Source organism: Streptomyces sp. AC1-42W, from assembly GCF_003248355.1.
Classification (GTDB): domain Bacteria; phylum Actinomycetota; class Actinomycetes; order Streptomycetales; family Streptomycetaceae; genus Streptomyces.
In genome coordinates this window covers 1-20,945 of record NZ_QKWY01000001.1, presented here as the reverse complement: position 1 = coordinate 20,945, position 20,945 = coordinate 1, and the positions used below count along the sequence as shown (strand labels likewise).

The window sequence follows — 20,945 nt, the reverse complement described above, 5'->3', positions numbered from 1 at the left end:
GCCGGGGCGGCGGAGGATTCTTCGTGTCGGCCGGCGGGGTGCTGGTCGAGTCTGGCCAGCAGATCGTCCAGGTCGGAGGTGGTGAACTTCCACTGGAACGGCTGTGCCGTGGCGTTGTAGCGGTCTTCGAATTCTCGGAGCCGGTCTGTGACCTGGGCAACGTCGCTCTATTAGATGGCCGTCGCCATGTCTTTGAGTGTCGGTGACGTCGTTTCCTGCGGGGCGAGTTGCAGGGGTCTCGGCTTCGCCCGCGGCTTGCGTGGTCGTCGTTCTTCGGGGAAGAGCGAGAGGCTGATCGTGTGGGTGACCTTGGTGGTGGCGGGCTCGTCCGGTTTGAGGGTGCGGTATCCGGTGGTGCTGCGTTTGGTGGCGCGGGGTGCGGCACGTCCGGGGCGGGGACGGACGGCCTCGCGGGTCAGGTCGGCCTGGATGTCACGGATCCTGGCGGCCAGTTGCCGAGGGGGGAAAGTCCGCGCCGACGGAACGTCGGGCGGCGGCGAGGGTGTTCTTGAAGCTGATGTGCGAGACGGGGAGGTTCGCGTGGTGGGCGGCGTCCACGGCCAGGTCGTGTACGGCCTGGTAGACGCAGAGCATGGCCCACAGTTCCTGCTCGACCATGGCGGGACTGTTGGACCGGAGGGTCGCGGTGCGTCCTCCCCGCTGTTCGATCTTGATGTGCTTGAAGATCGTCTCGCTGGTCCAGCGGGCGGTGTACAGCTCTGCCAGCTCTGCGGCGGGTGCCGCCTCGGGGTCCAGGAGCGTGGTGATCAGGCAGAACAGCTCCGAGGTCTCCTCACTGTCGCCGTCCGCGCCGATCGTGGTGGTGACCACGGTGTACTCCACGGCGCGCACGGTGATCCGGGCGCCGCGCGGCCCGTTCAGGCGGGTGAGGAAGGTGCCGTCGGCCAGAACCTCATGCGGCCGCAGGGTGAAGGAATCCGAGACCCGCCACAGGAGTTCGGCCCCGGTGACCGCGGCTGCCCGCCACAGCTCATAGGCTGGAAAGCCCCGGTCGGCCATCAACAGGATGCCTTCCCGCAGGTGCACCAGGAGGCGGGCGGCCAAGGTGCGCTCGCCGACGGCGAAGGAGTCGAAGACCGCACCGATCAACGCCTTCGTGCCGCACTCCACCAGCGCGAGGAGCCTCACCTGCGGGTACGGTCCAGGCCGATTTCCGTTGGAGGCACGGGTGTAGGCGGCAGCGTTCGCCTCGCTGTCAGGAACGTCCAGCAGTGTGCCGTCCATGGAGGTCAGCCGCAGCCCGCGCCAGAAAGCCCCCGGCGTGGCCGCAGTGCCGGTGCAACCGGCGACCCGGTCGAAGAGCAGTCGCAGCGGCCCCGCACCCAGCCGGGCCCGCGCCGTTGTCAGAGACCCCGTGCGCGCCGGACGCCACACCTCCCGCGCCCGGCGCGGCCAGTGCTCCACCAACTCCCGCAGCACCAGGCCGTATCCGTCACCGCTGAACAGCCACATCGTCAGGACGAAATACACCATCAGCCGGGCCGGCAACGACCGGGTCCGCTCCTCGCGCGCCCCCGCCTCATCGACCACGAAGTCGACCAGCTCGGGCGTGAACGTACGCGACAGCACCCCCATCCGGACCCGCTCCGGGTACGTCTCACCAACTATGTGATCTCTCGGCACAAGACCGAGACTCTACGCGATCATGAACTAAGCGAGCGACGTTGGGGCCATGGCGGCGTGGGCGAGTGACGTCAGGAAACGAGGTAACCAGGTGCGTCAAGGGTGGCATCAGGGCGGACATGAGTCTTCTTGCTCCGACCGGTCCGCAGTACTACCGCAAGAGGAAGGCTCATGCCGCAGCCCTACTGCCACTCGATCGGACCCGATCAGAATTACCAAGTGGAACCCGCCGCGTAGGGCAGGTCGAGGGGGCCCCGTCCGAGAATTCACCTAATGTGGCGAGGTGCCAAGGAATGAGACATCGGTTATTCCTTGTTTGTATCCGGCCTGACTGTATTGATCGCCATCGGCGTACGGCGCGGCAGTTATCCACAGAAGTACATAGCGTGATTTCACAGGGGTTTTTGCTTGTGGCTTCATCAGGGTGATCGACGTCGTCGACTCGGCGATTTTTCTCAGCGAGGTGATGGGTTTCGCAGGTGTCAACGAATCCACTGCATAAAGCGAGATCTTGGTGTGATCGCCTCCGTATCGGAGTGCGATGGAGGCACCCGAGACGTTCTGAGGCGAGCCGAGATCATAAATGATGCCGACTCCCTTCTTGAACGGGGCGAGTACAGGGCCGTCGTAGTAGGTCTTGGTACGCCAGAACGACGTGCGGTCCTTGTCGTAGGTGCTTGTGACACCGTCGATGTTCTGTGGCGACCCGTCCGGATAGAACTCGCTGGCGGTGCGGATGGGCAGGATTTTCGGTGTTGCCTGCTTGGCATGCCCCTTTTCACCGTCCGGGTTGGTCTGGGTGGTGCCGGGGTCGTCGCTCGAGTTGTTGTTGCGGTCGATGAGTGTTTCGGCGAGCTGCCAGCTGCCCAGGCCCAGTGCGGCGATCAGCAGTGCGGAGACGGCCCACTTCAGGGCTCGCCCGGTGCGGCTCTGCAGCGGGGCCGGCGGCACGGGGACGACGGGCTGGGTCACCCCGGCGCCGGGCATGGCCGGCCTGCCGTACGTGCCCTGCTGGTAGGTGGTCCGCTGGTACTCGGGCGGGGCGGTGAAGACGGGCTCGGGCGGCCGGATGCGGGGCATCGCCGCCACGGCCTTGGCCAGCTCGTCCGGTGTGGTGCAGGGCTGTTCCTGGCGGGACGCGGTGGCCCCGTCGTTGGCGAGGGCCCGCATGGCGATCTCGGACAGGCCTCGGTGCACCCCCGCCCGCACCTGGTCGGGCGGGAGCAGACCCATGCCCTTGGGCAGCCCGGTGAGCCCGTACGCGTCGCTCTCGTACGGCCAGCGCTGGGTCAGCGCGGCGTACAGCAGGGCGCCGATGGCCTCTGTGTCGGCGCGCTGGGGGCCGTCGGAGGTGATGCCCCGCAGCGCGGCGTTCACCGCGAGGCCGCGGATGCGGTACTGGCCGGACGAACTGCGCAGCACCGCGCCGGGGGTCAGTCTGAGGTGGGCCAGGCCCTCCCGGTGTGCGGCGGCCATGGCCTGGGAGACCTGGCTGACGAGCTGGTAGGCGTCATGGGCGTCCATCGGGCCGGCGCCGAACAGGGCCGTCAGCTCGGTGGCGTCGGGGAGCCATTCGTGGACGACGTAGACGAGGTCGTCCTCCTCGACGGCGTCGAGGACCTGGACGAAGCGTGGGTCGCCCAGCAGGGCGGCGGACCGGGCGGCGGCCAGGACGGAGCGGGCCCTGGGGTGGTCCGCGGTGAGCAGGTGGACGCCGACCGCGCGGCGCAGCTTCTCGTCCACGGCCCGCCAGCTGCTGAAGCCGTCCAGCCGGGTGACGCACTCCTCCAGCCGGTAGCGGCGGGCCAGTCTGTGTCCGCTGTGCAGGTCCGGGGCGGCCGGGTAAGTCTCGGAAGCGGTCTGCCCGCCGTCCTCCCCCTGGGAGTCCGTGTCCGCCGCGTCCTGCGCTTCTGCCGTCCCGTCGGTCGTGGCCTCGTCCGCCTTGGCGGTCAGCGGCTCGTCCCCGCTGTCTGCGGCCACGTCGACGGCGGCCGTGCTACGTTCCGCCACCGTCGTTCCTGCCTCCCCATCCGTTGCGCGATGCCAGCCAGCTCTGCACAGTCACGCCAATTGTGCCCACACTCCGGCGCTATGCACGACACGCGGAGACCGGCGATGGTTGTGCGGTGCGGCCGTTCTCAGCGGCCGAGCCGTCCCCTGACCATGCCGACCATGCCGTTGATCTCCTCGATGCGCATCCTCTTGGCGGCGACGAAGAACACTCCCAGGAGCAGGGCCCCGCCGCACACCAGAGCGACGAGCGAACCGAGCGCGCCGTTCCCCAGCACGTTCAGCAGCCCGAAGCCGACCGCCCCGCCCACCACGGTGGCGGGCAGCGCGGCGAGGCACAGCCGGGCGTAGGTGCGGACGACGTGCGCGCCGTCCAGGTCGCCGCCCAGGCGGTTGCGCAGCCGGCGCCAGGCGATCCCGACGCCCACCGCGTACGCGAGGCCGTAGGAGGCCGCCATGCCGACCACGGCCCAGCGGGCGGGCAGGACGACGTAGCAGAGGGCCGAGGCCGCCGCGTTGACCAGAGCGACGATGACGGTGTTGTAGAAGGGCGTACGGGTGTCCTCGTACGCGTAGAACCCGCGCAGCACCACGTACTGCACGGAGTACGGGATCAGGCCGAGGCCGAAGGCCATCAGGATGAAGCCCATGGAGCGGGCGGCCTCGGGGCCGGTGGAGGCGTAGAGCAGGGTGCACATCGGAACGCCCAGGGCGAGGAACGCGAAGGCGACCGGCACGATGGCCACGGCGGAGTTGCGCAGCCCCTGCGAGATGTCGTCGCGGACGGCGCCCGGGTCGTTGTCGTGGGCGGCGCGGGAGATGCGGGGCAGCAGGGCGGCCATGACCGAGACGGTGATGATCGCCTGCGGCATGCCCCAGATCAGCTGGGCGTTGGAATAGGCGAGGAAGCCCGCTCCGTCCGTACCCGAGGCCTTGCCGGCCGAGGTCGCGAGCTGGGTGACGACGAGCACACCGGCCTGGTTGGCGAAGACGAACAGGACCGTCCACTTGGCGAGCTTGACCGTCTTGCCGAGCCCGTGGCCCTTCCAGTCGAACCGGGGGCGGAAGCGGAACCCGGCCTCGCGGAGGTACGGGATCATGGCCAGCGCCTGGACGACCAGGCCGAGCAGGGTGCCGATGCCCAGGAGGCGCACCCCGTCCGGCGGGATCGTGTCCACACCCATCTGGGACTCGTGGGAGGTGCCGTAGACCCAGATGAACATGCCGAAGGTGAAGATCATGACGATGTTGTTCAGGACCGGGGTCCACATCATCGCGCCGAACTTGCCGCGGGCGTTGAGGATCTGGCCCATCACGACGTGCACACCCATGAAGAAGATGGTGGGCAGGCAGTAGCGGGCGAAGGTGACGGCGACGCTGTTGGCCGCCGGTTCGTCCGCGATCGTCGAGGACATCAGCCGGATGAGCCAGGGAGCCGCGAAGACCGCCACGGCGACGATCAGGCCGAGAGCGACCATCACCAGGGTCAGCAGCCGGTTGGCGTACGCCTCGCCGCCGTCCTTGTCCTCCTTCATGGAGCGGACGAGCTGCGGGACGAAGACGGAGTTGAGGCCGCCGCCCACGGTGAGGATGTAGATCATCGTGGGCAGCGTGTAGGGGATGGTGAAGCTGTCACCGAGCAACGCGGCGCCGAGTGCCGCGGTGATCACGAGGCTGCGGACGAAGCCGGTGAGGCGCGAGACGAGCGTGCCGGCCGCCATGACCGCACTGGACTTCAGCAGGCCGGAGGCGCGGCCCCCGGACTTGGGCGGCGCGGGGGCGGGCTCGGGCTGTGCGGGTGCCGGGGAGGCGGCGGGGCCTTCCTGGTCCCGGAAGAGGTGGGCGAAGGCGTCGGGCTCGTCGTGGTCGGCGGAGGCCTGCGTGACGAGATCGTCCACGCCGACGAACTGGGTCGTCGCGGCGTTGTCGCCGTACGGGAGGTGGCGGGAGGGTCCGGCGGGCTCGGGCGGCGGGGTCTGCGCCCAGATCCGGGGGTCGGGGGCGTACTGGGCGGCCGGGGGCTGCTGGTAGAGCGGCTGCGGCTGCTGGTAGGTGCCCGGGGGCGGCGGCGGGTGCGCGGCACGGTCGTACAGCGCCTCGTTCACCGGGTCCTGGGCGGAGAGGTCCTGCGCCCGGTAGGGGTCGTAGTCGTACGCGGACTGCAGATACGGGTCCGGTGCCGGCTGCTGTTCCGGCCCAGGGGGCACCGGAGGACCGCCGGAGTAGCCGGCCCCGCCCGTACCCTGACCGCGGTCACCGTCGTACGGCGCGTTCATCGAAACCCCACCTCATCGTCCCCGGCCGACCGGCCACGACAGACATCGCTCAACGGTCCACTTTCTCACCCGTGCCGGACGGCTCCGTGCTTTCGGGACCGGTGTCCGGCGTCGGGTCACTCGGCTGCTCGGGTTCACCGCCGCCGTCGCCCGTCGCGCCGCCCGCGTTGGCGCGCTTGCGGTGTGCATACATCCTGATGCCCGCCAGGACCAGCAGCAGCAACCCGCCGGCGATCACCAGGAGCACCGTCGGGGTGATCTCGGAGACCTTCACGGTGAAGGCCATTTCCTCACCGTAGGGGGTGCCGTCCTTCGTGTAGAGCTGTGCGGTCATCTGGACCTGGCCATTGATGTTGGCCGCCGCGTCGAACTTGACCGACTGGCTGTGCCCGGCGCCGATCCGGATGGGCTGCTCCGCGATGCTCCCGCCGTCGTTCAGCTTGAGCCGGGTCGCGTTGTCCGACTTCAGTCGCAGCACCAGGTTCTCCACGTCCTGGAGCAACCTGTTCTGCACGGTCACGGGGATCGTGGCGCTGCGCCCGGACAGGGTGATGTCGGACTTCGGGACGAGCTGCACCTCGCCGACGAGCCCCTGCAGATAGGTGCGCACCGAGTCCCGGTACTGCTGGGCCTTCAGCGGCTTGCCCCGCCATGTGGTGGACATGGACCGGTTGACGGCGTTGCCGAAGGGCGTCACGACCCGCTCGGGGTGGGTGAGGATGACCTGGAAGTTGTCGAGCGAGGACTGAATGGACTTGATGTCCTGGAACGCCTGGGAAAGCAGCTCCTGGTGGCGCAGCTTCTTCGGGTACCGGGAGGCGGGGGGCACCTTGGTGGTGGCCTCGGTGTCCGGTTCGGTGGTGGACGCGCGGGTCAGATCCTGGGCCCGGGTCCAGCGGTCGTCGTTCAGTACATGGAGGGCACGGGCCATCGACTGTGCCTGGGCGATCGTCGGCATGCGCTGGGGCGCGACGACGACGGAGCGTTCCTTGTCCGTGTCCTGCTCGGCCAGGGCGAGGGTGAGGGCCAGGAACTTCTGTACGGCGAGCGTGGAGTTCCCCGCGTTGCCCATGTCGCCCTGGAAGGCCGTGGAGAGCCGTGCGTCGGCGACCACCGCCGTGGTGCCGCCGCCGATGGGGCGGGCCGCGGAGGGCGTGTACGTGAGGTTCCCGGTCTCTTCGAGACTGTCGCTGCGGGCGATCACGTGATGGGCGCCGGCCGAGGTGGCGACGTCCACGATCGACGGATCCACCGCGCCGTCCACCGGCCATGCGAAGTCGGTCGAGGGCTTCAGGTGGAGGATCGTCTCCACCGTCATCGCGGCGACCTCGCTGGCGTTCTGCAGATGGCTGAGAGTGCCCGAGACGTTCTTGCCCCGGTGGGCGATGGAGGCCAGGTCCGGGTCGCCGAAGGGCAGGGCCACGACCTTGCCCTCGGAGACGGCGGCCTCCAGCGAGGTGAGCCACTTCTTGGCGACCGCCTGGTTGGTCCCGGCGACGGTGGTGTCGCCCGACCTGACCCGGTACGGCTTGGTCATCGCGTCGACGCTCGCCAGCAGGTCGGGATCGATGACCCAGGTCACGGGCAGCTGCCTGCCCAGCGACACCATCTGCTCCAGGCGGCCGCCCGGTGCGATCTCGGCGGCGAGGTCGTCGTCGGCGAACACCGGGGTCTGCTGCTCGTCCGAGCCGGTCTCCGCCGTGAGGTGCGAGGAGGCGATCAGCGGCCAGAGGTAGCTGAGGCCGATCCTGGAGTCGCTCTCCCCGTCCTGCCACGGCAGAAAGGTCCGCTCGATGCCGAGCACCTGGTCGTACACGGTGTGCGAGGTGCGACCGGTCAGAGAGACACCCAGCTGGTACACGCCGTCGTCCCCGAGCCCCAGCTTGCTGACGGGCACCGAGAGCGTGAAGTCCTGGCTGATACCCGAGCGCAGCTTGTCGATCTCGACCGTGTACTTGCCGCCGATCGGATACGGGTCCGAGCCGGGCAGGTATCCCGTGCGGCGGTCGGCCGTGTCGATGGCGGTCCGGCTGTAGAGCCGGGGGCCGACCCGAAGGTCCACCTGGGCGTCGGTGACCGTCTCCTTGCCCTTGTTGGTCAGGGTGCCGGAGATCCGCAACGTGTCCCCTTTCTCAGGGGCGCTGGGAGTCAGCTCGTCCAGCGCGATCGCGACCGTGCTGGAACCTGTCGGGGCCTTGCTCGCCGCCTCTGCGCGGGCCTGCGGCGCGGCGGCACCGGCCAGCAGGGCTGCGACGAGCGGAGCCCCGGCGAGCACGGCGGCTGTGCGCCGCAGCCACCGGCGGGCAGGAGAGGGATGCATCCCCTGGATGTGTGCCGCCTCGGCCACGCGTACCCGTCCCTCGTCTTCGTCAGCTGCTGTCGAGCATCGTCCGTTGCTGCGTCCCCGCATGGTAACGAGGTGCGCGGGGGCTAAGTGCTGGGGTGTCTGCCGCATGATCGGGAGAGTCTCGCAGGGCGGGGGAAATGCGTGACGCCCGGACCGGCCGGGGCACGTACCCTTTTCTGTTGTGCCGAATGCCAACGAAGACAACCCCAGCGCCCTGACCCAGGTGCAGCACCGCGCAGTCAGCGAACTGCTGCGGGTCTCCCCGGTCGCCGACGACCTCGCCCGCCGATTTCAGGATGCCGGGTTCAGTCTCGCACTGGTCGGCGGATCGGTTCGTGACGCACTTCTCGGCCGGCTGGGGAACGACCTGGACTTCACGACCGACGCCCGCCCCGAGGCCGTGCTGAAGATCGTCAGGCCATGGGCCGACTCCGTGTGGGAGGTCGGCATCGCCTTCGGCACGGTGGGGGCCCAGAAGAACGGCTACCAGATCGAGGTCACCACGTACCGGTCGGAGGCGTACGACCGGACCTCGCGCAAGCCGGAGGTGTCCTACGGCGACTCCATCGAGGACGACCTCGTGCGCCGCGACTTCACGGTCAACGCCATGGCCGTCGCCCTGCCCGAGAAGGACTTCATTGACCCCCACGGGGGCCTGGAGGACCTGTCCGAGCGGGTGCTGCGCACTCCAGGTACGCCCGAGGAGTCCTTCTCCGACGATCCGCTGCGCATGCTTCGTGCGGCACGGTTCGCCGCGCAGCTCGACTTCCAGGTCGCTCCCGAGGTCGTCACCGCCATGACGGAGATGGCCGGCCGGATCGAGATCGTCTCCGCCGAGCGGGTGCGCGAGGAGCTGAACAAGCTGCTGCTCTCCGCGCACCCCCGGAAGGGCCTGTCCCTCCTCGTGGAGACCGGGCTCGCTCAGCAGGTGCTGCCCGAGCTGCCGGCGCTGCGGCTGGAGAGCGACGAGCACCACCGGCACAAGGACGTGTACGAGCACTCGCTGACCGTCCTGGAGCAGGCGATCGACCTGGAGGCGGACGGGCCTGATCTCGTTCTGCGCCTGGCAGCCCTGCTGCACGACATCGGTAAGCCGAGGACGCGGCGGTTCGAGAAGGACGGGCGGGTCTCCTTCCACCACCACGAGGTGGTGGGCGCCAAGATGACCAAGAAGCGCATGACGGCGCTCAAGTACTCCAACGAGATGGTCAAGGACGTCTCGAAGCTGGTGGAGCTGCATCTGCGCTTCCACGGCTATGGGGACGGCGAGTGGACCGACTCCGCGGTGCGCCGTTATGTAAGGGACGCCGGACCGCTCCTGGAGCGGCTGCACAAGCTGACCCGGTCCGACTGCACCACCAGGAACAAGCGCAAGGCCGCCGCCCTCTCGCGCACCTATGACGGGCTGGAGGAGCGCATCGCCCAGCTGAAGGGCCAGGAGGAGCTGGACGCCATCCGGCCGGACCTGAACGGCAACGAGATCATGCAGATCCTGGGCGTGGGGCCTGGCCCGGTCATCGGCAAGGCATACGCGTTCCTGCTGGAGCTGCGGCTGGAGAACGGGCCGCTGGAGCATGAGCAGGCGGTTGAGGAACTGAAGAAGTGGTGGGCGGCGCAGAGCTGAAGCCCTGCCGCGCTCCCCTCTGTGTGTGTCGGAGGTGCTCATGTTTCACGTGAAACATGAGCACCTCCGCGTATGCCGAGGGCGTTGTTTCACGTGAAACAACGCCCTCGGTGGTGTGCTGAGGCAGCCGCTCAGTCGGCCGTCTTGAGCGGCGTCAGGCAGAGCACCACACTGCTCCGGCTCTTACGACGGCCCGAACTCTCGGTGTAGGCGACGTACTTCTCCGCGTCGCACAGGTCCGTGTCCGTCGTGTTGTCGTGAACTTCCTCGACCCGGTACTCCGCAGCGGACGAGCCGCAGTCGGCGGACTTCATGTCCGGGTTGAAGTTGGTCCCCTTGTTCTCCAGGCAGTCGCCCACCGCAGCGGCCTTGGCGTCGGACTCGAATATCTCGGACCAGCCGAACTTCAGGCCGATGAGTACGACGATGCCCACGACGATGATGATGATGTTCCGCGTGGCGAGGAACGCCTTCTTACCGCCGGACGGCTGCGAAGGCCCCTGGGGGCCGCCCCAGCCCTGCGGCTGCGGCTGGCCCTGGTGCGGGGGATACGGCTCTGCTGGGGAGCGCCCCAGCCCTGCTGCGGCTGTTGGGGCGGGAAGCCGTAGCCGCCCTGCTGAGACGGGTAGGGCTGAGCGGGCTGCTGGCCGTATGGGCCGTTGCCTTGCTGTGGCGGGTAAGTCATCTGGATGCCCCCGTGAATCGCGTGTCTGATTTGACGCGGGCACGCTATAGGACAGCACGGCCCCGACTCCAATGCGCGAGGTACAGGGCAGAGCCTGCGTACAGTACCGCCACGCTGCCCAGCAGAGCCGCCGACCGCCCGTCAGGAGGCAGCATCAGCGCGGCCGCTGCGGCAGCGGCGACGAAAGCCACGTTGAACAGCACGTCGTAGAACGAGAAGGCCCTGCCCCGGTAGGCGTCGTCCACGGCCGTCTGCACCACGGTGTCCGTGGCGATCTTCGCGCCCTGGGTGACCAGACCGAGCACGAACGCGGCCACCAGCATCGGCACCGGCGCGAACCACAGCCCCAGGGCCGGTACGAGAACCGCGGCCGTCGCCGCGCACACCACCATCCAGCGGAGCCGCCCGAACCGCGCCGCAGCCCAGGGGGTCAGCACGGCCGCGGCGAAGAACCCGGCACCGGAGGCCAACACCGCCGCACCGAGCAGGGCGAGCCCGTCGTCATCGCTGTCCGTCCAGGCGTACCGGCAGAGCATCAGCACCATGACGGTCAGTGCTCCGTAGCAGAAACGGATCACCGTCATCGCGGCCAGCACCCGCGAGGCGCTCCGGTGCTGCATCACATGCCGCAGCCCGTCCAGGAGCCCACCGGCCGCGGTGGCGAGCGCGGCGCGCAGCGGCACCGGAGGCGCGGCACGGTCCGGTCCGAGCAGCCTTGCCGCCAGGCTCAGGGCAGCCAGCGCCGAGGCGAGGTAGAGCACCGCCCCCAGCAGCACCACGGCGGTGTCGGAGTCCGCGAGGACCACCCGGACGACAAAGGCGAGCCCGCCGCCGGCCGTGGCGGCGAGGGTGCCCGCGGTCGGCGACAGCGAGTTGGCGAGCACCAGTTGTTCCCGGGGACCACGCGCGGCAGTACGGCCGAAAGCCCGGCGAGGACGAAGCGGTTGACCGCGGTGACGCACAGCGCCGAGGCGTAGAAGAGCCAGAGAGGGGCCGCTCCGGTGAGCAGGAGCGCGGTGCAGCAGGCGAGGGCGGAGCGCAGCAGGTTGCCGTACACGAAGACCTTGCGCCGCGGCCAGCGGTCCAGCAGGACGCCCGCGAACGGGCCAATGAGCGAGTAGGGCAGCAGGAGCACGGCCATCGCGGAGGCGATGGCCGCTGCGGAGGTCTGTTTCTCCGGCGCGAAGACCACATGCGCGGCGAGGGCCACCTGGTAGACGCCGTCGGCCGACTGGGACAGGACCCGCACGGCCAGAAGGCGGCGGAAGTCGCGTAGGCGCAGGAGTATGCGCAGGTCATGCACGACGGGCATGGAAGCAAGGGTCACACACGGCGAGGGCCCCCGAGCGCATTGCCCGGGGCCCTCAAAGGCACGGCAGTCGACAGGCGTTGCCGCCCGTCAGCCGCACGGCTGACTCAGATGAGTCAGTGGGAGACCTCACCGCGGATGAACTTCTCGACGTTCTCGCGGGCCTCGTCGTCGAAGTACTGCACGGGCGGCGACTTCATGAAGTACGACGATGCGGAGAGGATGGGGCCGCCGATGCCGCGGTCCTTGGCGATCTTCGCGGCGCGGAGGGCGTCGATGATGACACCGGCCGAGTTCGGGGAGTCCCACACCTCGAGCTTGTACTCCAGGTTCAGCGGGACGTCACCGAAGGCGCGGCCCTCGAGGCGCACGTACGCCCACTTGCGGTCGTCCAGCCAGGCCACGTAGTCCGACGGGCCGATGTGGACGTTGTCCTCACCGAGCTCGCGGTCACGGATCTGCGAGGTGACGGCCTGCGTCTTGGAGATCTTCTTGGACTCCAGGCGCTCGCGCTCGAGCATGTTCTTGAAATCCATGTTGCCGCCGACGTTCAGCTGCATCGTGCGGTCCAGGACGACGCCCCGGTCCTCGAAGAGCTTCGCCATCACGCGGTGCGTGATGGTGGCGCCGACCTGCGACTTGATGTCGTCGCCGACGATCGGGACACCGGCCTCGGTGAACTTGTCCGCCCACTCCTTGGTGCCGGCGATGAAGACCGGGAGGGCGTTGACGAACGCGACCTTGGCGTCGATGGCGCACTGGGCGTAGAACTTCGCGGCGACCTCGGAGCCCACCGGGAGGTAGCAGACGAGGACGTCGACCTTGCGGTCCTTGAGGATCTGGACGATGTCGACCGGGGCCTCGGTCGACTCCTCGATGGTCTGGCGGTAGTACTTGCCCAGGCCGTCGTGGGTGTGGCCGCGCTGGACGGTGACACCGGCGTTCGGCACGTCGCAGAGCTTGATGGTGTTGTTCTCGCTCGCGCCGATGGCGTCCGAGAGGTCCAGGCCGACCTTCTTCGCGTCGACGTCGAAGGCGGCGACGAACTCGACGTCCCGCACGTGGTAGTCGCCGAACTGGACGTGCATCAGACCGGGCACCTTGCCGGCCGGATCGGCGTCCTTGTAGTACTCGACGCCCTGGACCAGCGAGGCGGCGCAGTTGCCCACGCCGACGATGGCTACGCGAACCGAACCCATTCCGGTTGCTCCCTGTGTGTAATGGATGTTTCTGATGAGCCCGCCGCAGTATGCGGTGAGCTCACTTGGCGGTGTCGCCGGACGGATCCGACGGGTTGTCTCCCCGTCGGGGCAGGCCGTCCGGCTCTCCTGCGGTGTTCTGCTGAGCTGAGCTCTCGGGCGAGGATCGTCGCTGATCCCGTCCCGACCGCTCGCTCTCGATGAGCTCGTTCAGCCAGCGCACTTCGCGCTCCACGGACTCCATGCCGTGTCGCTGCAGCTCAAGTGTGTAATCGTCGAGACGCTCGCGGGTGCGGGCCAGAGAGGCGCTCATCTTCTCCAGGCGCTCCTCCAGCCGGCTGCGACGGCCTTCCAGCACCCGCATCCGCACCTCGTGCTCCGTCTGCCCGAAGAAGGCGAAGCGGGCAGCGAAGTGCTCGTCCTCCCAGGAGTCGGGGCCGGTGTGCGAGAGCAGCTCCTCGAAGTGCTCCTTACCTTCCGCCGTCAATCGGTAGACGATCTTGGCGCGGCGTCCCGCCAGGGACGAGGCAGGAGCGACGGCCCGGCCGGAGCCGGACGCCGATTCCGTCGGAGGGGTCCCGGTTCCTCGATCAACCAGCCGTTGGCGACCAGCGTCTTGAGGCAGGGGTAGAGGGTTCCGTAACTGAAGGCACGGAAGATGCCCAACGAGGTGTTGAGGCGTTTGCGCAGCTCATAGCCGTGCATCGGGGATTCGCGGAGCAGTCCGAGGACGGCGAACTCAAGGATGCCGGAGCGTCTGCTCAACCTTGCCCCTCCTTCTTCGAGTGCTGCGCGGTCCCTGGTGCCGAGCCGATGTACCGGTCTGATGTATCGGCTCGATACATCAGCACGATAGATCGCGTTGCTCGTGCCGACAAGGGGAGCCTCAGTGAGCGGCGTCACATCACTAATTCGTAGGAACCGACTTGCGTTATTTGGGGTGAAGTTCGGTCCTGGAAGGGTTTTGACCGTGCGTAGTCTGTGCGGCATGCACACCACCGGGAACCGTGAGACACGCGCACGCGTCAGTGCTCGCGGAGCAGCCGGATGCATTGCGGGCGGGCCTGTCGCCGGGCCGGCCCGTCGTTCGGGGGACCGGATCTCACCTGCCGCTTCCAGGCGCTCTCGCCTGCCCGAGGAGTAGTCGTTCGATGAGCGAGCACCGTCGCAAGACGTCGCAACCGCAAGGTGGCGGACGTGCCGCGGCCCGACGAGCCGCCCAGCAGTCCTCCGGACGCCGCGCAGCGCCGTCACGCGGAGTAACTTCGGCCTCACCTTCCGCCTCGCACGGCGAGGAGGCCCCGTACGCAGGTCGTGCCGCGGCCAGACGGGCGGCCCAGCGGGGCGGCGCGGGCCGCGGCGGCTCGGACGGCGGCGGCGGTGGTCGGCGCCGCGGGGGCGGGGACGGCGGGGCGGAGGGGCGTGGCGGCCGGCGCCCGGGCAAGAAGCGCTTCATCGACTACCCGCGGGCCGGTCGGGACGGTCTGCGGCGCTGGATTCCGTCCTGGAAGCTGGTCTCCAGCCTGTGCATCGGTTTCCTGGGCCTGCTGATGGGCCTCGCGGGTCTCGCGTACGCGATGGTGGCCACCCCGGACATCAACGATGCGGCGGACGCGGAGAACAACGTCTACTACTGGAACGACGGTACCCAGATGGTGGCCACCGGCGGTGAGGTCAACCGCCAGGTCATCGACTACGCGCAGATCCCCAAGGCGATGCGCAACGCCGTCATCTCCGCCGAGAACAAGTCCTTCGACTCCGACCACGGCATCGACCCCATGGGTATCGCCCGCGCCGTGTTCAACATGGCCAAGGGCGGCGAGACCCAGGGTGGCTCGACGATCACCCAGCAGTACGTCAAGAACTCGTGGCTCTCGTCGGATCAGACCCTGACCCGCAAGTTCAAGGAACTCTTCATCACGCTCAAGGTCGGCAGCGAGATGAAGAAGTCCGAGGTCATGGCCGGGTACCTCAACGTCTCGTACTACGGACGTGGCGCCTCCGGCCTCCAGGCCGCGGCCCGTACGTACTACGGCAAGGATGCCAAGGACCTCGACCCGAGCGAGTGCGCCTTCCTGGCCAGCCTCCTCAAGGGCGCCACCTACTACGACCCGGCCGGTGCGCCGGAGATCGACCCGGTGCAGGCCACCGCCGAGAAGAACCTCGCCCGCGCGACGAAGCGCTGGAAGTGGATTCTTGACGAGGAGGTGAAGGACGGCCGGATGACGCAGAAGGAGCGGGACAAGTACACCGAGTTCCCGATGCCCGACAAGCCGAAGCGCAACGCTCAGCTGGGCGGTCAGATCGGCTACCTCGTCAACATGGCCAAGGCCGAGGTGGTCAACAACACCAAGATCACTACGGACATGCTCGACACGGGCGGCTACGAGATTCACACGACCTTCGACAAGAAGAAGGTCGACCAGCTCAGCAAGGCCGTCAAGCGGGTCTATGACGAGAACATCGATCCCAAGAAGCGTCCTGAGGACACCCACGTGCAGTTCGGCGGTTCGTCGATCGACCCGAAGACCGGGGCGATCAGGGCAATCTACGGTGGTGCGGACGCGACCAAGCACTTCACCAGCAACGCCGGCCCCACCGGTGCCGCGGTCGGCTCCACCTTCAAGCCGTTTGTGCTCGCCGCCGCCATGGAGTACGGCAAGCGGGACCCGTCCGGCGGCCCGGACCAGAACGAGTCGCAGCGTACGAAGGTCTCGCCGCTCAGTATCTACAACGGCGACGACAAGCTGAAGATCAAGAAGTACAACGGCGACATCTGGACCGACGAGGACGGCAAGGAGTGGCTCCAGACCAACGACGACCACCAGTCGTACGGCAACATCACCCTGCGTGAGGCCATGCAGTGGTCCGCCAACTCCCCGTTCGTGCAGCTCGGCATGGACGTCGGTACGGACAAGGTGAAGGCCGCGGCCATCTCGGCCGGCCTCAAGGACGACCGGTACATGGCGGACGCCAGCGTGCCGTCTTTCTCCATCGGTACGTCCTCGCCCAGTACGACCCGCATGGCGGGTGCCTACGCCACCTTCGCTGCCCGCGGCCAGCAGCGCGAGCCCTTCTCCGTCACCGAGGTGAAGAAGCGCGGCGCGCCCGTCTACCGCCACCGGGTCGTCACCAGGAGCGCCTTCGACAGTGCCATTGCCGACAACGTCACGGACGTCCTCAAGAACGTCGTGGACAAGGGAACGGGTACGCCCGCCCGCCTTCCGGGCCGTGACGTCGCGGGCAAGACCGGTACGACCGATGACAACCTGTCGGCGTGGTTCGTGGGCTACACGCCGCAGCTGTCGACCGCGATCAGCATGTACCGGCTGGACGACGACGAGAAGAACAAGAACCGTAAGTTCGAGTCGATGTACGGCACCGGTGGCAAGGACAAGATCCACGGTGCCTCGTTCCCCGCGCAGTCTGGCACGACTACATGGCCGAGGCCATGAAGGGCGCGAAGTACGAGAAGTTCCCCGAGGCGGAGCCGATCGGCGAGGAGGTCTACGGTGGCGGCGCCTCCAAGAAGCCCTCGCCGACACCGACGCCCACCCCGACCAAGACTGAGACGAAGGAACCGACCCCGACGACGCCCACGCCCACGCCCGACGTCCCTACCCCGGACCCGACCGACACCTGCGGTACGTGGGACTGGGACTGCCAGAACAACAACGGCGGCAACGCGAACACGGGCACCAGCCAGGGCAACGACGGCGGCAATACGGACATGGGTACCGCCATCCAAGGCAACGACGGTGGCAATACGGACACTGGCACCTCCACCGGTACGACCGGCGGTGACGGCGGTACGGACGGTTCCACCGAGACCGGCGGGAACACCACCACCACCACCACCACCGGCGGCGGCGGAAACACCAACGGGAACAACAACAGCACCGGTAACACCAACTGGTGGGGCGGTACGGGCGGCTAGTGCCCGGCACGCACCACTTCCCCCGCCGCGCGCGAGGTGAAGCCGGTGAGAGAAGAGGGCCGCGGCACCTTGGTGCGGCGGCCCTCGTTGTTTCCACAGCGCCGTACGGCAGGATGTGCGACATGCCAAGCGCAGAGGACACGAGCGTGCACGAGGAACGGTCCGTCGTACGGCCCACGCACCGGGACGAGGTCGCGGCGGCCGGCAGCGAGCTGATCGGCGGGAGGTCGGGGCGCTGGGCGCGGCTCGGCGGCACCGCGCTCACGCCGGTGGCAGCCGTCGCCCTGGTGGCCATCGGCATGTTCGCGCTCGGCATGGTGCAGAAGCTGCCCTGCTACAACTGGGCGTGGTTCCGGGGCGCGGCCTCCCAGTACACCCACGCCTGCTACTCGGACATCCCGCATCTGTACTCGGGGCGCGGCTTCGCGGACGGCCTGGTGCCGTACTTCGACCGGCTGCCCGGTGACATGCAGTTTCTGGAGTACCCCGTTCTCACCGGGGTGTTCATGCAGTCGCGGCCTGGCTGACGCCGGGCGGCGGCTCCCTCCAGGCGCAGGAACAGGCGTACTGGCTGGCCAACGCCGGCATGCTGATGATCTGCACCGCGGTGATCGCCGTCTGTGTCGCCCGCACGCACCGTCGGCGCCCCTGGGACGGCCTGCTGATGGCGCTCGCGCCTGCCTTCGCGCTCACCGCCACGATCAACTGGGACCTGCTGGCCGTCGCCCTGACCGCCGCGGCGATGCTCATGTGGTCCCGCAGCCGTCCGCTGGCCTTCGGCATCCTCATCGGGCTGGCCACGGCCGCCAAGCTGTACCCCGTGCTGCTGCTGGGCCGGTCTTCGTGCTGTGCTGGCGGGCCGGGAAGTGGCGCGCGTTCGGCGCGGCGCTGCTGGGGGCGGCCGGCTCCTGGCTGGTGGTCAATCTGCCGGTCATGATCCTGGCGCCCGAGGGTGGAAGAAGTTCTACACCTTCAGCCAGGAACGCGGCATCGACTTCGGATCGTTCTGGCTGGTCATCACACAGCGCTCCGGCGAGGCGATCGACGTGAGCACGGTCAACACCGTCTCGACGGTGACGACGCTCGTGCTGTGTCTCGCGATCGGCGCCCTGGCCCTGACCGCGCCGCGCCGGCCGCGGTTCGCCCAGCTCGCGTTCTCGTCGTCGCGGTCTTCATCCTCGTCAACAAGGTCTACTCACCGCAGTACGTGCTGTGGCTCATCCCGCTCGCCGCGCTGGCCAGGCCCGCTGGCGGGACTTCCTGATCTGGCAGACCTGCGAGGTCCTGTACTTCCTGGGGATCTGGATGTACCTCGCGTACACGACGAGCGGCGACAAGCACCAGGGACTGCCCACGGAGGGCTACCAGATGGCGATCATGCTGCATCTGGTGGGCACCCTGTACCTGTGCGCCCTCGTCGTACGGGACATCTCGATGCCGGAACGCGACGGGGTACGGCACGACGGCTCGGACGACCCCTCGGGCGGGGTGCCTCGACGGGGCCGAGGACGTCTTCGCGCTGACCCACATCGCCCAGCCCGGCGCCGTACGCAGGTGATGAGGGGCGGACGACGGGGCCGGGGCGGCCGGATCGCGGGTGGAGTGGGGTACGGCCGGGGCGCCCGCCGCCGACTGAGCGGGGCGGGCGTGCGCGGGCTCAGCGCTCGACGAGGCGGTCGTACTGGGTGGTCGTGTGGCGCAGGTGCGCCACCAGTTCGTCGCCCACCCGGGGCTCCTCGGCGTCGGCCGGTTACGAACAGGATCGACACCTGCATGTGCGGGGGCTCGGCGAACCAGCGCTGCTTGCCCGCCCAGACGAAGGGCGACAGGTTGCGTTCACGGTCGCCAGGCCCGCGCGGGCGACGCCCTTGGCACGCGGCATCACGCCGTGCAGCGCCTTCGGCGCCTCCAGGCCCACGCCGTGCGAGGTGCCGCCGGCGACGACGACCAGCCAGCCGTCGACGCGGCCTTCTGCTGCCGGTAGCGAACCGGTCGCCCTTCACGACGCGGGTGACGTCGAGCACGGCGCCCCGGTACTCCGTCGCCTCGTGGTCCCCGAGCCAGAGCCGGGTGCCGATGCGGGCGCGAACCGGGTCTGCGGGAACTGCTGCTGCAGCGGGCCAGCTCGTCGCGCGCAGATGGCTGACGAACATCGTGTGCAGCGGCAGCCGGGCCGCCCGGAGGCGGTCCATCCACGCGATGACCTCCTCGACGGCGTCCGAGCCGTCCGTACGTCCAGCGGCAGCGTGCAGGGCGAAGCCTTCGAGGCGTACGTCCTCGATGGCGGCGTGCAGGAGGCCCAGTTTCCTCCTCCTTGACGCCGTGGCGCTTCATCGAGCTCATGCACTCGATGACGACACGGGCGCCCACCAGGGCGTGCACCCCGTCCACGGACGACACGGACCGTACGACGCGGTCGGGCAGCGGCACCGGCTCCTCACCGCGCCGGAACGGGGTGAGGACCAGCAGATCGCCGTGAACCAGTCCTTGATCTGGGCCGCCTCGTAGTGGTGCCGACCGCGAGGATGTCGGAGCCGAAGCGGATCGCCTCGTGCGGCCAGCCGCTCGTGGCCGAAGCCGTAGCGTTGCCCTTGCAGACCGGCACGATGCCCGGGAACTGGTCGATAACGGACTTCTGGTGCGCCCGCCAGCGCGCGGTGTCGACGTACAGGGGAGAGCGCCATGGCCGGTCCGGAACCCTTCTGGTGGCTGAGGTGGAACGGATGGGAAAGCGTGTTCAGGCCCATTGAAACGAATGAAGCCCGTTTCGTCAGCTCCGGGGCGTGATCAGCGGCTCTTGGTGGTGATCAGCGACGCGACATGTAGATGTCGAGCGCCTTGTGCAGGAGCTTGTTGAGCGGAAGTCCCACTCGCCCAGGTACTCCGCCGCCTGCCCGCCGGTGCCGACCTTGAACTGGATCAGGCCGAAGAGTGGTCGGTCTCGTCCAGCGAGTCGGAGATACCGCGCAGTCGTAGACCGTGGCGCCCATGGCGTACGCGTCGCGCAGCATCCGCCACTGCATCGCGTTCGAGGGGCGGACCTCGCGCTTGTGGTTGGCGGAGGCGCCGTACGAGTACCAGACGTGGCCGCCGACGATCAGCATGGTTGCCGCCGCGACGTTCTCCCCCTCATGACGGGCGAAGTAGAGCCGCATCCGGTTGGGGTCCTCGCTGTTGAGGGCGTCCACATGCGCTGGAAGTAGCCGAGCGGGCGCGGGCGGAAGCGGTCGCGCTCCGCCGTGATCTCGTACAGCCGCTGCACTCGGCCAGCTCCGCGTAGCTGCCCTGGACGACCTCGACGCCGGCCTTCTCGGCCTTCTGATGTTGCGCCGCCACAGCTGGTTGAAGCCCTTGTGGACGTCCTCCAGCGAACGGTTTCGCCAGCGGCACCTGGAACACGTAACGCGGCTGGACGTCGCCGAACCCGGCACCGCGTCCTCGCCTGTTGCCAGCCCATCTTCCGAAGCCGGTCGGCGACCTCGAAGGCGCGCGGCTCGATGTGGGTGGCCTCGACGTCACGCAGGCGCTTGACCTCCGGGTCCTGGATGCCGGACTTGATGGCCGCCGCGTCCCAGCGGCGGATGACGACCGGGGGGCCCATCTTCACGGAGAAGGCGCCCTGCTGCTTGAGGTGCGCGAGCATCGGCTGCAGCCAGTCGCTCAGGTTGGGGGCGTACCAGTTGATGACCGGGCCCTCGGGCAGATAGGCCAGGTACCGCTTGATCTTGGGGAGCTGCCGGTAGAGCACAGGCCCGCGCCGACGAGCTGGCCGGTCTTGTCGAACCAGCCCAGGCTCCGAGCGCCACTCGGCCTTCACATCCGCCCATGCCGGGACCTGCATGTGACTGGCCGCGGGCAGACTCTGGATGTAGGCCAGGTGTTGCTCTCGGCTGATGGTCCTCAGGGTCAGGCTC

At 68.6% G+C, this 20,945-nt stretch carries 8 protein-coding genes and 6 pseudogenes; 3 read left to right on the top strand and 11 right to left on the bottom strand.

What is annotated here, in order from left to right:
* Positions 1-432: 432 nt before the first annotated feature.
* From DNK56_RS00075 to DNK56_RS00060, 4 genes are all read right to left on the bottom strand, one after another.
* Entirely contained in the window at positions 433-1,596 is a 1,164-nt protein-coding gene (locus tag DNK56_RS00075; protein WP_111329449.1) for an IS4 family transposase, read from the bottom strand.
* Between the two features lie 318 nt (positions 1,597-1,914).
* Entirely contained in the window at positions 1,915-3,654 is a 1,740-nt protein-coding gene (locus DNK56_RS00070; protein WP_111329446.1) for a protein kinase family protein, read from the bottom strand.
* A gap of 128 nt (positions 3,655-3,782) precedes the next feature.
* A complete protein-coding gene (gene murJ, locus DNK56_RS00065) occupies positions 3,783-5,930 on the bottom strand; it encodes a murein biosynthesis integral membrane protein MurJ (protein WP_111329444.1) in 2,148 nt (715 codons plus the stop codon).
* 49 nt (positions 5,931-5,979) lie between these two features.
* A complete protein-coding gene (locus DNK56_RS00060) occupies positions 5,980-8,277 on the bottom strand; it encodes a DUF6049 family protein (RefSeq protein ID WP_199563677.1) in 2,298 nt (765 codons plus the stop codon).
* Positions 8,278-8,458: 181 nt separating this feature from the next.
* Here DNK56_RS00060 and DNK56_RS00055 point away from each other — a divergent pair, with 181 nt between their 5' ends.
* Complete coding sequence (locus DNK56_RS00055; protein ID WP_111329441.1) at positions 8,459-9,901, top strand: CCA tRNA nucleotidyltransferase; 1,443 nt, start codon at positions 8,459-8,461, stop codon at positions 9,899-9,901.
* A gap of 131 nt (positions 9,902-10,032) precedes the next feature.
* Here the strand turns inward: DNK56_RS00055 and DNK56_RS35665 are convergent, their stop codons facing one another.
* The 4 genes and pseudogenes from DNK56_RS35665 to DNK56_RS00035 form a co-directional block, all read right to left on the bottom strand.
* Positions 10,033-10,335, bottom strand: a complete 303-nt coding sequence (locus tag DNK56_RS35665; RefSeq protein ID WP_241989700.1) for an LppU/SCO3897 family protein — start codon at positions 10,333-10,335, stop codon at positions 10,033-10,035.
* Between the two features lie 295 nt (positions 10,336-10,630).
* Positions 10,631-11,898, bottom strand: a pseudogene (locus DNK56_RS00045) (MFS transporter).
* Between the two features lie 113 nt (positions 11,899-12,011).
* Entirely contained in the window at positions 12,012-13,094 is a 1,083-nt protein-coding gene (locus DNK56_RS00040) for an inositol-3-phosphate synthase (RefSeq protein WP_111329439.1), read from the bottom strand.
* A gap of 61 nt (positions 13,095-13,155) precedes the next feature.
* Positions 13,156-13,859: pseudogene (locus DNK56_RS00035) on the bottom strand (helix-turn-helix transcriptional regulator).
* A 386-nt stretch (positions 13,860-14,245) separates the two neighbouring features.
* Between DNK56_RS00035 and DNK56_RS00025 the strand changes: the two are divergent.
* Both DNK56_RS00025 and DNK56_RS00020 read left to right on the top strand, forming a co-directional pair.
* A pseudogene (locus tag DNK56_RS00025) lies at positions 14,246-17,031 on the top strand (transglycosylase domain-containing protein).
* A gap of 122 nt (positions 17,032-17,153) precedes the next feature.
* Positions 17,154-18,667, top strand: a pseudogene (locus DNK56_RS00020) (glycosyltransferase family 87 protein).
* Between the two features lie 21 nt (positions 18,668-18,688).
* Here DNK56_RS00020 and DNK56_RS00015 read toward each other — a convergent pair.
* The 3 genes and pseudogenes from DNK56_RS00015 to DNK56_RS36635 form a co-directional block, all read right to left on the bottom strand.
* A pseudogene (locus DNK56_RS00015) lies at positions 18,689-19,702 on the bottom strand (alanine racemase).
* A 136-nt stretch (positions 19,703-19,838) separates the two neighbouring features.
* Entirely contained in the window at positions 19,839-20,462 is a 624-nt protein-coding gene (locus tag DNK56_RS35660) for a GNAT family N-acetyltransferase (RefSeq protein ID WP_241989699.1), read from the bottom strand.
* Between the two features lie 188 nt (positions 20,463-20,650).
* A pseudogene (locus tag DNK56_RS36635) lies at positions 20,651-20,872 on the bottom strand (peptidoglycan bridge formation protein FemAB); the annotation flags it as partial.
* Positions 20,873-20,945 lie beyond the last annotated feature (73 nt).

What these genes read in the sequence shown, in the direction of transcription:
- DNK56_RS00075 (WP_111329449.1), bottom strand. Translation starts at nt 1,596, where the DNA reads ATGGGGGTGCTGTCGCGTACGTTCACGCCCGAGCTGGTCGACTTCGTG.
- murJ (WP_111329444.1), bottom strand. Translation starts at nt 5,930, where the DNA reads ATGAACGCGCCGTACGACGGTGACCGCGGTCAGGGTACGGGCGGGGCC.
- DNK56_RS00040 (WP_111329439.1), bottom strand. Translation starts at nt 13,094, where the DNA reads ATGGGTTCGGTTCGCGTAGCCATCGTCGGCGTGGGCAACTGCGCCGCC.